Origin of the sequence: Streptomyces sp. NPDC037389 (assembly GCF_040636475.1) — a bacterium.
Classification (GTDB): domain Bacteria; phylum Actinomycetota; class Actinomycetes; order Streptomycetales; family Streptomycetaceae; genus Streptomyces; species Streptomyces hesseae.
Genome location: NZ_JBEZUS010000014.1, coordinates 129881 through 142708 on the forward strand (window position 1 = coordinate 129881; position 12828 = coordinate 142708).

10 protein-coding genes and 2 pseudogenes are annotated in these 12828 nt (G+C 67.7%); 4 read left to right on the forward strand and 8 right to left on the reverse strand.

The window, feature by feature from the left end; all coding sequences use genetic code 11:
* Positions 1-570: 570 nt before the first annotated feature.
* Entirely contained in the window at positions 571-1374 is an 804-nt protein-coding gene (locus tag AB0E98_RS27500) for a hypothetical protein (RefSeq protein ID WP_361707575.1), read from the reverse strand.
* 451 nt (positions 1375-1825) lie between these two features.
* On the opposite strand from AB0E98_RS27500, the gene AB0E98_RS27505 reads away from it, so the two are divergent.
* Complete coding sequence (locus AB0E98_RS27505) at positions 1826-2284, forward strand: DUF6221 family protein (protein ID WP_361707667.1); 459 nt, start codon at positions 1826-1828, stop codon at positions 2282-2284.
* Here the strand turns inward: AB0E98_RS27505 and AB0E98_RS27510 are convergent.
* Both AB0E98_RS27510 and AB0E98_RS27515 read right to left on the reverse strand, forming a co-directional pair.
* Entirely contained in the window at positions 2262-2465 is a 204-nt protein-coding gene (locus AB0E98_RS27510) for an NUDIX hydrolase (protein ID WP_361707577.1), read from the reverse strand. The genes AB0E98_RS27505 and AB0E98_RS27510 overlap by 23 nt on opposite strands.
* A gap of 22 nt (positions 2466-2487) precedes the next feature.
* The gene (locus AB0E98_RS27515) at positions 2488-4389 is read right to left on the reverse strand and encodes an ABC transporter ATP-binding protein (protein ID WP_361707578.1); all 1902 of its coding nucleotides are present in this window, start codon (positions 4387-4389) and stop codon (positions 2488-2490) included.
* Between the two features lie 173 nt (positions 4390-4562).
* Between AB0E98_RS27515 and AB0E98_RS27520 the strand changes: the two are divergent.
* Positions 4563-4918 (forward strand): annotated as a pseudogene (locus AB0E98_RS27520) (transposase); the annotation flags it as partial.
* 18 nt (positions 4919-4936) lie between these two features.
* Here AB0E98_RS27520 and AB0E98_RS27525 read toward each other — a convergent pair.
* Positions 4937-5407, reverse strand: coding sequence for a contact-dependent growth inhibition system immunity protein (locus AB0E98_RS27525; RefSeq protein WP_361707580.1), 471 nt, complete (start codon positions 5405-5407; stop codon positions 4937-4939).
* Positions 5408-5518: 111 nt separating this feature from the next.
* On the opposite strand from AB0E98_RS27525, the gene AB0E98_RS27530 reads away from it, so the two are divergent.
* Positions 5519-6265, forward strand: a complete 747-nt coding sequence (locus AB0E98_RS27530) for a dienelactone hydrolase family protein (RefSeq protein ID WP_361707670.1) — start codon at positions 5519-5521, stop codon at positions 6263-6265.
* 1011 nt (positions 6266-7276) lie between these two features.
* Here AB0E98_RS27530 and AB0E98_RS27535 read toward each other — a convergent pair.
* Positions 7277-8137: a leishmanolysin-related zinc metalloendopeptidase gene (locus AB0E98_RS27535; protein WP_361707583.1), complete on the reverse strand. Its 861-nt coding sequence runs from the start codon at positions 8135-8137 to the stop codon at positions 7277-7279.
* A gap of 712 nt (positions 8138-8849) precedes the next feature.
* Positions 8850-9221 (reverse strand): hypothetical protein, encoded by a 372-nt coding sequence (locus AB0E98_RS27540; RefSeq protein ID WP_361707586.1) that lies wholly within the window; start codon positions 9219-9221, stop codon positions 8850-8852.
* A gap of 197 nt (positions 9222-9418) precedes the next feature.
* On the opposite strand from AB0E98_RS27540, the pseudogene AB0E98_RS27545 reads away from it, so the two are divergent.
* A pseudogene (locus AB0E98_RS27545) lies at positions 9419-9568 on the forward strand (serine/threonine protein phosphatase); the annotation flags it as partial.
* 817 nt (positions 9569-10385) lie between these two features.
* Here the strand turns inward: AB0E98_RS27545 and AB0E98_RS27550 are convergent.
* Positions 10386-12182: an asparagine synthase-related protein gene (locus AB0E98_RS27550; RefSeq protein ID WP_361707587.1), complete on the reverse strand. Its 1797-nt coding sequence runs from the start codon at positions 12180-12182 to the stop codon at positions 10386-10388.
* Between the two features lie 28 nt (positions 12183-12210).
* The gene (locus AB0E98_RS27555) at positions 12211-12351 is read right to left on the reverse strand and encodes a lasso RiPP family leader peptide-containing protein (protein ID WP_361707589.1); all 141 of its coding nucleotides are present in this window, start codon (positions 12349-12351) and stop codon (positions 12211-12213) included.
* Between the last annotated feature and the right edge of the window lie 477 nt (positions 12352-12828).

Genomic DNA, 12828 nt, shown 5'->3' on the forward strand with positions numbered 1-12828 from the left:
CACCCTGTCCGACTCAGGACTCGACATGGTCCGCACGCTACCCGACTGATGCCCGTCGAAGCACCCCGATTCCCAGCGCGGAGGCGAACACTCCAGCGGTCGGCACCGAAGTTCGCGCACCTTACGACCAGGTGGATCGCGTCGGTGCCCGTGCCCTCCAGCGGGGGCCAGTTCGTCGAGTGTGCGGGCGAGATGCGGCAGACGGGCCAGAGCAGCAATGGCAATGCTGGAAGCACTCATGCTGCTCGGAGCGATCCGGGCGCCGGGCCATCTTCGGTATCGGCCGGCCACGGCCGGGCAGCGACATCAGCTTTCTCGAGCCTGGTCGTCGCGTGTCCGGCCCGTGGTCACAAGAACAGCGGACGACACTCACCGGCAGCGGCTCTCTGTCACGACTCGGCCGGCGCCCGCTGGCGGAGCGACTGGGCGCAGACGCCGAAATAGGGTGAGATGGCGGTGGCTCGGTCTCCTGACCGGAGGCCAGGCTGGTCATGAGGTACGACAAGCGTGCAGTGCGCTACGAGGCCACCATGCTCGTCGCGGCCATCAACGCGTGGCTGTAAGACCTGGTCACAGTGGCATGGGAACCCACTTGACCGCCTCGCGCCATCCCTGTTGATCATGCGCCCAATCATCCATCAGCTTTGCGATGGGGGCGGGGCCGATCATTTCAGGTGGCGTCGGGACGTGGGCCTGGTAGTGCTTGTCCGCGCCGCCTTCGCGGTACTCGATCTGGTAGCTCATGTCGTCGTTCAGGTAGACCTGCATGTAGTGCTGATCCGCAGGTTCGAGGTCGAGCCTTTCAAAGATCACGAAGCGATGGCGCAGGTTCATGTCCGCCAGTAGGTCGTGAAGGTCTTCCACGGTCGGGTTGTCCGCCGTGCGCCCACCCGCCTCGATCGCCCGTAGCCAAGGGTTCGGCCAGAACTGGAGCAGCCAGTGCTCGACGGGGTCTTCCGTCGGCCCGTCGAGCTCGGCTTCCTCGGTGGTTTCGGCAATGAACTGCGGCGGTTCTTCCTCTCGGACCGGTGGTTCGTCGTGTCGCCTCAGGAGGCGCAGGTTGTAGCGGCCGTCGGGGAGGTTGAGCCGCCCGAAGTGGCCGCCGAACAGGCTGAGTACTGACACATGGCCGCCGACCACAACACCGGTGAAGGTTCGCTGGTAGTCCCAGTTCCCGGTTGGTGTGCTCTGCGGGTCTCGGGAGAGGTGCTCCAGCCTCACCATGGGGTAGCCGGACTGGTCGTGACTGCTGAGGCGCAGTCCGTCTCCGGGTATCGCCACGACATCGTCGTCGTTGGGGCGTTCGGTGAAAACGATGGTGCCGATATCGATGGTGCTGTATTCGAGGAGAGGACGTATGTCGGCAGAAGACACCAGGGGCATGTTGTGGGACCTTACATCTTGCGGTGTGCTGACGAGGTCAGGTCGTGCTTGTGATCGCCTTGGGGCGGGAACCGGCCGGTAGCGATGAGAGCTTGCCAGCCGCTGTCACCATCGGCTGAACGCCGCTCGGCTTGTGGCTACGAACCGATACTGCGGCCGCATGCCCACCGAGACCGACGCCCCGTCCCCGCGCCGCCCCGGCGTGACACTGCCTGAACGCCTGCCTGAGGGCCCTTTGGCCAAGGCTCCGGGGGCGAGAGGTGACAGACGACCTGGTGGCTGGTGACCTTCCTGCGCGCCCGCCTCGATGAGGACGAGCGGAAAGCCTGCGCCGCCTTCCCCGCACTGTGGATCCGCCATGAGCACGTGGCCGGCGTGCACGGCGCAGGTGCCTCCGAGCATCGGCTGAACGGCACCGTGATCGCCGACTGCCGTCGCGTACATCGTCCGCCACCAGCCCGCGCGCGTCTTCGCAGAGGTCAATGCACGTCGAGCGCTCATCGACCTGTACGAGAACCCCGAAGCGAGCGATGCGCTGCCCGACTCCTTCAACCGCCTGACAAGCGCCACGCGGCGCAATGGACTCGCTGGAGTCTTCCGCCACCTTGCACTCCCGTACGCCGACCACCCGGACTACCGTGAGGAGTGGCGCCCGTTGGCGCTCGCAGGGGCGTCGGAGGCGACTTCGGCGGCGCGCGCTCGGGGACGGGAGATCGATCCGTCGGCATGCCGTCACGCTCGCTGTGTCCGCCAGCGGAGTCCGGACCGGAGTCCGGACCGGAGTCCAGACCGGAGTCCAGATTGGTGTCCGCGCGAGCGGAAGCGGCCCGCGGCCTGTCCCGAAGTACCAGCCGCAGCCGCAGCCGCAGCCACAGCCGTCAGGCGCGAGCGCGCTCGGTGACCGCGACCGTGCCCTTCTTGATGACGGCGCACTCACTCAACGTCTCGCCAGGCTGCTGACCACCGCCGGGCAGGAAGAAGGTGTCCGGGCGCGGCCAGTCCTCGCGGACCATCAGCAGATGCTGCTCCTTGACGACGATCCCGGTGGTCGCGTTCCTGATCCGCTCCTTGGAATCGGGCACGATCGATTCCCCCCATTGCCACTCATCGGTCGTGCGAGAGTTCGTACAGTTCCTGGAACAGCCCGCCCGCGGTGACGAGCCGGTCGAACGGCCCCTGCTCGGTGACCCGGCCGTGCTCCATGACGACGATCCGGTCCGCGATCCGCGTGTTGTCGAGCCGGTGCGTGACCACGACGGTGATCCGGTCGCGCGCGACCTTCTTCAGCTCGGTGAAGATCTGGTGCTCGCCGCGGGCGTCCATCTCGGACGTGGGCTCGTCCAGCACCAGGAGTGCCGGCTGCCGGTACAAGGCTCGCGCGCAGGCCACGCGCTGCCACTGCCCGCCGGAGAGGGTGACCCCGCCCCACAGCTCACGGGCGAGAAGCGTGTCGAGCCCGCGGGGGAGTTCCCGGACGACGTCCACCATGCCGACCTGCGCCAGGGCCTCCCACACCGCTTCGTCGTCCCATGTGCGGGGCTGGCCCAGGGTCACGTTCTCCCGCACCGACAGCGGCCAGCAGGCGAATTCCTGCGGAACCACGGCGGTCCGGTCCGACAACGTCCCCTGGTTCGCTTCGGCGAGGTCGATACCGTCCCACGACACGGTGCCCTTTTCGGCCGTGTACAGGCCGAGGAGGAGGCGGATGAGCGTGGACTTGCCCGAGCCGTTCTCCCCGACGACGGCCACGACCTCGCCCCGCTGGAACGTCAGCGAAACCTCGTCGAGTGCCGGGGCCGGCTTGTTCGGGTACCAGTAGGAGACCTTCTCCACCCGCACCGTCTCCACCACCGGCGGCACCGTCCTCCCGTCGGTACGAGGCACTTTCTCCGGGGAGCGGCCGTTGTCGACGAACCGCTCCCAGTCCGCCAGATACAGACAGTGCCGGAGCAGGCCGATGGTGTAGGCCAGCAGATCCCGGACGGAGGCCAGGGCCTGCCGGACGGCCACGATCACCGTCGCCGACACCGCGAGCGAGACCCGGCCCGAGACCGTCAGCCACGCCAGAACCCCGTACGCCCCGGCCAGGCACACACCGCTGGCCGCGTAGGACAGCAGATCCGTGCGCAGTTGCTTCGGTGTCTGCGCCAGGATCTTCACGTCGATGGTGTCGGTGATCCGGTCGTACCAGAACTTCAGGTACGGGATCATGCCGTTGCCGTGCATCTCGTCGCCGAAATGCCGGTTCGCCGCGTAGCCGCGCATCATCTGCTTGACCGTGCGGCCGGCCGACACCGTCAGGTGCGTGCGGTACTCGATCCGTGCCCGCACCACCGCGCCCACACCGGAGGGGAGCACGGCGAGCATCAGCACACCGAGCATCAACGGGTGCAGCCCGGCGAGGACCCCGCCGGCCGCCACGAGCCGGATGAGGGAGCCGAGGAAGACCTGCACCTCGGTCACCAGCCGCTCCGAGCGCACCACCCCGGTCTCGGCCTTCTCCCGGTCCTGGGTGAACGCCGGGTCGTGGTAGACCTCGAGCCGCACCGACAGAGCGGCGTGGATCAGCGCCCGGTCCGCCGCCGTGAGCAACTGCGGACGAAGCCGGTCCTCGGCCCACGTCCCGAACGCGTGCGCGCCGCGCGCGAAGGCCGCCGCGCACCCGGCCCCGATCAAGTACGGCCCCGCCTCATGCACCCTGGAGGCCACGGTTCCGGCGCCGACGAGCGGGCCCATGGCGTTGGCCGTCATCGTCAGCAGCACAGCGGCCCCGGCCCCGCTCGCGATCTCCGCGACGAACAGGACGATGACCGCTCCCCGGTCGGCCGACCACGCCATGCGCAGGAACCGCACCAGCAGCGCCGGTACCTTGCGCACGAGTTCGAGCAGCCCGTGCTCTTCCAGCACGTTCCGCTGGTTCGGGCCCTGGTAGGTGAGCGCGGCCGGCTCCGGCATCGGAGGCCGTTCGACCGTGCGGGCCTGTTTACCGCTTGATGAGTCCTCCACCTTCCGTTCTCCCTCCCCTTGGGTTAAGAGCGCTGGGTTGAAAGCTCCCGTTATCCAACGGTCGAGATCGGGGCAAGGACACGGCCCGGGGCTGTTTATCGCCTGATGGGCTTTGCTTCCTGGGCCCGATGGAGGGCGGGCGCGGTCGGACGCGCACTCAGGGGACGGCGGCCGAGCCGGACGACCACGCGCTCGGCGGTACACGCGGCGGTCCGACCACCAGGCTTCACCTGGCCGCGGCCCCCTCCGGGCACGTCCTTGCGATCGTGGTGACCGGAGGGGTCGCATGGCGACGCGCCGCGGCTCGTCGAGGTGATGAGCCGCATCCGCATTGCCCGCCCGGGCCGGCAGCGGGCACCACCCGCGCACCCGCCCCGGGCGCGTCATCGCCGACCGCGCGTATTCGTCCCGGAAGACCGGAAGATCCGCACCTACCCACGCAGACGACAGATTCCGCACACCACCCCGGAGAAACGCGACCAGGCCAGGCATCGACTCACGCCGGGGCCCGGCGGGCGGCAGGCCGCCCGGCGTGGCGACGGGGGCGTCACAAGCCGGCAACGACGACGAGGAAGTCGTCGGCCTCCCTCCGCAGCCCAGGTGACAAGTCGACCAGCCCGGAGACGATCGTTCGCAGCTCGCGCGCGGTGCCGGGTACCCCAGCCCATGCTTCCCGGCCCCTGGTCAAAACGGCGGAGAGCAGGTCGCCTTCGTACAGGTCCCCCTCGACCATCGGATCGGCACGCAGCAGCTCAACAGCCGGCGGGAGGAGGTGAAGCAGACCAACATCTTGGCTGATCAGCAGCCGCAGCTCTTCGGGGCTGAGCACGCTGATCGGCTTACGGCGTAGAGCATGCGCCGTGGCGACGAGACGAGTGGCGTCTGCTGGCGGGGCAGGCCGGCGGACACCCTCGATCTCCTCCAGCGAGCGCGAACCATTCACCTGCTCATTGTCCCCCGCCAAGATCTCAGCCGGTGTGGGTTCCATGGCGGTGGCGGGTTTGACCCCACGAACCATGGCGGTGATCGTAGATGATCGCCGGGTTGATCTTTGGTTGACCTCAACCCTGGCATCAGCCCCAGGAAGGAAGATCCGCCATTCCCGCCAAGACGCTGCATATTCCCACCACTGACGGCCAGGCCGACGCATTCGCCCACTGACGGCCAGGCCGACGCATTCGCCGCCTTCCCCGACGACGGCGAGCAGCACCCGGGTGTGCTGCTGTACATGGACGCCATCGGCCTGCGGCCCGTGCTGAGGGAGATGGCCCGCGAACTGGCCGAGCACGGTTACTACGTGCTCGTCCCCAACCTCTACTACCGGCACGGTCCGGCGCCGGTGGTCGAACTTCCCGAGCGCATCGGCGAAGACGTCCGGCCGGCGGTCTTCGCCCAGCTGATGCCCCTGGTCGAGGCGCACACCACCGAACGTGCCCTGCGCGACGCCGACGCCTACCTCAGGTTTCTCACCACCCAGCCCGAGGTCAGCGCCGGACCGGTCGCCGCGATCGGCTACTGCATGGGCGCCGCCTTGGCGATGCGCACCGCAACTGCCCACCCCGACCAGGTGGCCGCCGTTGCCGGATTCCACCCCGGCTTCCTGGTCACCGACGCGCCCGACAGCCCGCACCGCCTCGTCTCCAAGCTCACGGCCCAAGTCCATATCGGCCTCGCCGAAGGCGACTTGACACCCGAGGCCCTCAGCGAGCTCAACCAGGCCCTGGATGCCGCAGGCGTCGGCTACACCGCCGAGATCTACCCCGGCACCGTCCACGGCTTCACCATGGCCGACACCGACGCCTTCAACCCCTCCGCACTCCAGCGCCACTGGGACCGCCTGCTCCCCCTCCTCGACCGCACCCTGGCCAACAGCTGAGGCACCGGCTCGGAAGCCAGACCTGAAGCACACGGCTCCGAGCCGTCGCTCGCACGCCAGCCGCGAAGTAGCGGCCGGAATCTGGTTGATCGTGGTCATCGCGCTCTCTGCCGCCGCAGGGCGGTCACGGCCCCAGGACGTCGGCTGGTGCGGTGTTGCCGGTGCGTGCGACAGGCAGGCGGCCTGCGGTTCCATGGCGACCGGCGCGGTGACGAGCGTGTCGATGTGCTCGGTGGCGCCCTCGACGGCATCGGAGGGTTCCGGGGGCCGCGCGATCGGCGAGACGGAGGCCGGTTCGTCGGCGGGGGCTATCAGGGACGGCGGTGCGCTGCGGCCAGGCGGGCAGTCTGCCGCATCCGACAAAGCGAGGCCGGACCGGACTTCGCCCGGTGCGACGGGAATCGCGGGGCGCTGGCCGCATCAGCCTGCATAAGCCTCCCGCTCGTGTTCCTGCACGGCGACAGCACCTGAGGCAAGACACTGATCGCGGTCAGCGTCCGCGAGACGGCTCGGCCGCGCACCGTGCCCGTACTGATCGCGTCCCGACGCGACGGAGCCCCAGTCGACCACCGCTCTCCCGGAACGGGACGACGCCGCCCTGGTACGGGCCGGGGGTTCAGCGGTGCGGCATCACCTGTCGTCCGGCAGTGCCGGCAGTGTCCGCAGACCCGCCCGGGCAACGGTGACGTAGAGACCGGTTCCGGTGACCACACGGCAGTGGTCACCTTCCTCCCGTAGAAGGAGCACCGGGGTCCCGGCAGGCAACATTCCCTCAGGTTGAGGAGCCCGCTCGGACCGCTCGAACCAGTACGGATGCATCTCCTCAAGGACATGGCTGAACCGGTTGGGCGCCGGTCGTACGACGTTGTCCCGGGGAATCAGCGCCTCGGATCTGAGGACGGTGGCATCGGGCCTCAGGACGGCATGCGTCTCCTCTCCCCGTCCTCCGTGCGCGTCTTCGCGCCCGTCCCGGGCCCGGTGCTCTCGCTCACCGTTCATGAGCGCTGATCCTCACGCCGGCGTGAGCAGGCTGTCCTCGGGCAATATGACCGGAATGGTGCGCTGCACCGTGCCGGCGCCGACGGGCGCCACGTGGGTGCGCATTTCGCCGCGTTCGGCCAGCTCCAGGTGGTTGGGCAGCGCGTACTCGTCGGCGGCCTCTCTGTCCACGACGTAGCCGAGGTCTCCCAGGCTGCCCACCGTGAGACGGCTGAGCGGATTGGGTGCGCCGCCGACGAATCCGGTCATCAGCTCGTTGGCGAACACCGTCTCGCGCCAGTGTCCGTCACGCGTCCCCGGTCCACCCTGGTTCTCCACCGGTACCGGCCTGGACTGACCCGCCCCCACCAGCTTGCCGTACTCCTCCATGGCGCTCGTGCCACGGAAGACGGGGTTGTCGGTGCCGGCGCCCTGGATCAATTTCTTCTCCGTCCAAGGGCGAGTACCGATGCCGCAGACGTGCCCCATCTCATGGGTGATCACATCCACCAGCGTCCCGTTGGCCGCCATCTCCTCCAGATCGTCCGTGTCGAATGACATCGTGCCCTTCGCGGGCAGGAAAGCACCGGGGCCGTTGGCCGGTCTCAGTACCGTCGGTCCCGCTTCTCCCAGGATGTTCCCGGGTCCGTCGATCGACGTGCCCTGGGCCAGGATCAGGAGGTCGTCGATGACCTCGCCGTCGACGCTCACGTCCGGCAGGTCCCCGACGATGACCTTCGCCCAGCGGTCCGCCGCCTTGCTGAACGCGGCCTTCTGCGTCGCGTTCAGGCCGCCCAGGAACCGCACTGTGATCGTGTACGGGGATGTAGTGGCGGCGAGTTCACGCGCACGCCCCGTGTCCGCCCTCGCGTGGTAGGTCTCGTACTCGACCATGGTTCTCCCTCCTCGGAGGAGGAGTTGCTACGGCTGCGCCGGAGAACCACAAGAGACGTCGTGTCGAGAAGCCGTCTGAGGAGTGCCTGCCCAGGCTCATAAGGAGCGAGGAAACCGCCCAGGCAGGTTCGGCAGGTTCCCGGCGCCACGCGCACTACCGAGATGGTGTGCGCCTCGGTTTTTGCTGCTCTCTGTGTGGCACCTTCGCACCGTCCGAGCAGCGGACACCTGTGCTCCACTACTTTCCAGGCTACGCCTGTTCGTGCGGCTGGCAATCCGCGTTCACGAGACGCGGCGGGCTCGCCGGTCGAGCGGTACGGTGAGGTATCGGGACCCCGAGGTTTGCTGTCCGTCTGCGGTACTCGACCGGTCAGCGAACAGCAGACAGAGGTGGCGCAACGTGAACAGGGCCCTGCCGAGGCGGCGCCATGGCCGAGCATGCGCGATCTACTGTTCGTCCTGCTTCACTCGGCCGAACACGGTGGCAGTGCCTCGCCCGGCCAGCCGCCTTGACGTGCGTCGCCGCCCTGGACATCGGCAGCCCGGCCGGCCGAGCTGGGACTGGCCCCTGGCAGCAGAGCGACTCTCACAGGTCCTGGCCGCACCACCGCCGCACGCGTCCACGCGTACTCCTCGCGTTGCGCGCGGATCTTCCGGACCGTCGGCAGGCCGCCGTCGTGACGTAGCGACGTCCCGGCGTCTCCGGGAGGCACTAGCCGCAGTCACCGCCACCCCAGGTAGCAGCAGGTGTGTGGGCCATAAGGAGCGTCAGCAGCTCGAAGGGGATCGCCGTGACGTTGAACCACACGCTCACATACGCGAGCAGGCCCGGCTTCGTCGACCAGAGCCCCATCGCGGAACGCCGACGCACATTCTTGGCTGCCAGCACGCACACGACGACAGCGGCTGCACCGAAGACCAGGCCGGCCCATGCGGCGGAGTATTCCGTCAGCGGAACGGCCGCCCGCACGGCCTTGCAGGGTACGGACTGGTCGAGTCGGTGTCCTTCGACGACCTGGGCGAACCACGCACAGGCCACCCCGAGGACGGTGAGGACCGGTACCAGCACGGCTCTGACTGACATTCCGGAAGAGACGGGCCGTCGCGAGGTGGCCCCATCGGGTGCGGCGGCGGAGGAGGTGGTCGTCAGCACCTGGTCAGCCTAGTCCGGGCCCGCTGCCTTGGTTCCAGCCGCATTGGACGCGAACTGGACGTGCTCTACCCGATCGCGTCCGCGACCAGCGGGCTCCCGGCCGGTACTGCACGCCTTACAGGGGCACTACTGACTTCATCATCCGTTCCACTGCCGCCGGCCAGCGCCCGGCCGAGGTTCTACGGCTGCTCATCCACGCCATTCTCGATTACCAGTGCAACCAACTGTGCGATGACGCGACCATCCTGCCTTTTGAATGGCGCCCGCAGTACCAGTGACGCGGTATTGCGCCGAGCCTCTGCGTGGTCACACCGGCGTACACCGCGTCCACTCGGCAATAATCACTCACCATGCGATCACCCCAGACCGTCATCGCCCGCCCCCCTGGAAGCTTATTCGGCATCATGAAGCGACGGCTATTGTCCATGAAGTAGGCGGCACTTAACATGCGGCCATACCAAGGACCAAGCACAGCGTTCGTATCCGAGGCTTCACAGGCGAAGTGCCGTGCTCATCTTGAGCATTGAGCGACGGCACAGCACAGCACCGCCGGAACGAAAGGACGAGCCCTGACACCGTCGCCGTAGGAGGTGCGCGGAGCCGATTCGACGCATGAACGAGTGGACCCGTGCTCACGACCGCCGCGAAGTATCGGTTGGGACCGAATACGGCCCGCAGCCGTCAATATTCCCCTGTCGACGCACAGCGAGGAACTCGACAGGTCCTCGTCCTGTGGCTGATCGCCAGGCCGTAGCCATCGACAATGGGGACCGTGCAGGTGGGGAAGGCCGGTGCCTTCCCCACCCTGGTTGCACGAGATGGGCGTGCAGGATCAGTGTGCAGTCTGATGCGTGGCTAACGGCGGAGTTGTAAGCGGTGTGTCTGCGCATTTTTCCCTGAACTTCGTGCCCTCGGCCCAGTTGCGGGCGACGCTTCGCCATTCTTCGTCCGCACGAGAGCCGACGGGGGTGGCATTCGCGGCTAACGGCGTGCCCGAAGCGGACGGCCGCCGTGCAAGGCCTGGATGAGACTGGCCCTCTGCGCGCCAGCGTCCCGCCGTTCGACCTGAAGCGGCCGGGACTCGTGTTGCGGGGCCTACGCGCGGGCTGGGTAAGGGCGCGGAGGGAGGTGAGCGAGCCAGTATTCGACGGCCAGGGTGTTCTCCAAGGCTTGGACCGTGTGGGATCTGGGCGTCAGGAGGGCTGCACGCAGTGGGGCGGGGTCGATCAGGCCGCGCTGTGCGAGCTGGGACTGGGACACCAAGCCGAGAAGCCGCCGGCGGTGCTGATGCAGCCCCTGGTAGAAGTCGGCGCCGCTGCTGGCTTTGGTCGTGCGGTTCAGCAGCTCCGTCGGGACGATTCCGTCGAGTGCGGCGGCGAGCAGAGGCTTGTAGCGCCACGGTGTGCCGCGTTCATCCGGTCTCACCGCGAGGCAGGCCTCGAGCACGTGGTCGTCCAGGTAAGGCAGGGCGATCCACGGTTCGGTCAGATCTTGCCGCATCAGACGGTAGAGCTGGCTTGCGTTATGGATACGTTGAAGCGCGTGATGCTGGCTGTGTTCGGGGGCCAGTGGCTGGGCCTGGTGTGCGGCATCTTCCAGGAGGGAGGCGACTGCCTGTACCGCCCGGGGTGTCGCCCAGGGCGCCATACGCAGTGGAGGCCCCCAGCCGAAGAGCGGGCTGGCAAAGTCCGGCGACTGGAGGATACGTGCCTCGTCGGCGAGCCAGCGAGCATAGGTACGGCCGTCGGCCAGTCCCCGCAGCATTCGAGGCAGCGGCCAGCGGTAGCGCGCTTCGTGTCCGCGCGAATGCCGCAGAACCAGCAGTGGATGATGCCGCAACAGGTCCCGGAGGTAACTCGGCGGGGCTTGGAGCGCCTCGTCGCCGCCATGGCCGGCCAGGTGAACACTGACCTGGTGACGGGCGTACTGGTGGGCACAGGCGTTGAGGACGGCGCGGCTGCGCAGGAGCAGTGAAGGAGCGTCGGTCACCGATGACGCCTGCTCGAGCGCCGCGTACTGAGCGGGCAGTGCCTGTGGGCGGAGGACGAGCCGGGTGATAAGTGGAAGGTCACGTGCCGCGCGGTCGGCCCAGAGGACGTCGTCATTGCTCGGGTCGCGTAGCTGCACCGTCATCGTGACCAGGCGTGCCCCGGCCTGATGGGCGAGGAAACACAGAGAGGTGGAATCTACTCCTCCGGACAGGTCGGATCCGAGCGGTTGCCCGGCTCCGAGCGTGTTCACCCGTGCGCTGACGGCCGCCGAAAGAGCCTCTCGTACCACCGGTGCCCCATCGGCGAGAGACCGCTCCGGGGCAGGAAGCTTCCACCATTTGTGCACCCGCGCCCGCCCGTCGGGCGTCATCAGCAGGGCACTGCCCGGTGCGACGGCCTCGATCCGCTGCCAAGGGGAGAGGACGCTCAGCGGGTGTGGCAGCTCGGACGTGAGCAAGGAGGCCGCGAGCCAGCGGTCGTCGAGTTCGACCCCCGTCAACTCCGCAAGGACATCTGCCCGGTCAGCGGCCACCGTCAAGCCCCGCCACGTGGTGCGGTAGACCCGGCGCAGTCCGGAAGCCGTGCCCTGGACCCTTACGTGACCATTGACCGACAGCAACAGGTGGGAACTTCCCGGCAGGGTCTCGTCCGAGAAGGTCAAGTCCTCCGGCCGCCTCGGCCGGCGGACCAGCCGCGCGAGGTGGCCGGCGGTCCCCGGGCTCTGCCCGAACACCGCCAGCTGTTGATCTCCGGCTGTTAAAACGGTGCACTGGTCCGCCGGAATCCGCCCGACCAGCCACGGACGACCGGAGGCGTGTGAGGCGAGCAAGGTCGCCCCATTCGGCATCCTGGGAATGGTCTGGGCCGCGACGCAATCAGGTAAGACCACGAACCAGTGCACGGTGCCCTCACGGGGATGAATTAGGTGATCAGCCTTGAGATGTCGGGAAGTTGAAACGCCCGAAAATCGGCTCCTGGAAGTCGCCGGTTCCGCCGCGGGTCATCTCTGTGAAGTCCCCGACATCCGTCAGTGTCGGAGGCTCGTACAGAACCTCAGTGCGCTCGCTCATGGGAAATTCCTCCTGTTGGCGGGACGAGGCTGTCTCGTCTGCCTGTAAGGCGCACTGTCCGCCTTTTCCGCGAGAAAGCCATAGCGGGCGCCGGAAGTCCCCCGAAAGGGCTATGGATGAGTGAAAGGCGAGAGCCAGTGGGAACGTTGTGCCAAGGACTCCGGTTGGTTTGCTCCGCTCCACTGGCCCGCAAAGGGATGATGGATCGGCAGGGGGGATCTCGCGTCGGCCCCGCCTCGCACCCGATCGGTATGTGACCGGCAGTTCTGGACGTCAGCCGGCTTCTGTAGGCCCCGCGACTCATGAGTTCACTGACGCACCCGGATGTTGGGCTATTCGAGTGGCGTTTGGTTGACGCCATTCAATGAATCTTCCATGTAGTGCACCCTCCGATCCCAGGAGACTCTTCTCTTGCTCCGCTCCGCGAAGGAAGTATGCTCCGGGCCGGCGAGAGGGTGTCACTTGTCCGCTGTGATA

Excerpts from the sequence above, each read along its gene's own strand:
- AB0E98_RS27525 (WP_361707580.1), bottom strand. The coding sequence starts at position 5,407 with ATGGTTCGTGGGGTCAAACCCGCCACCGCCATGGAACCCACACCGGCT.
- AB0E98_RS27535 (WP_361707583.1), bottom strand. The coding sequence starts at position 8,137 with ATGGTCGAGTACGAGACCTACCACGCGAGGGCGGACACGGGGCGTGCG.
- AB0E98_RS27540 (WP_361707586.1), bottom strand. The coding sequence starts at position 9,221 with ATGTCAGTCAGAGCCGTGCTGGTACCGGTCCTCACCGTCCTCGGGGTG.
- AB0E98_RS27555 (WP_361707589.1), bottom strand. The coding sequence starts at position 12,351 with ATGAGCGAGCGCACTGAGGTTCTGTACGAGCCTCCGACACTGACGGAT.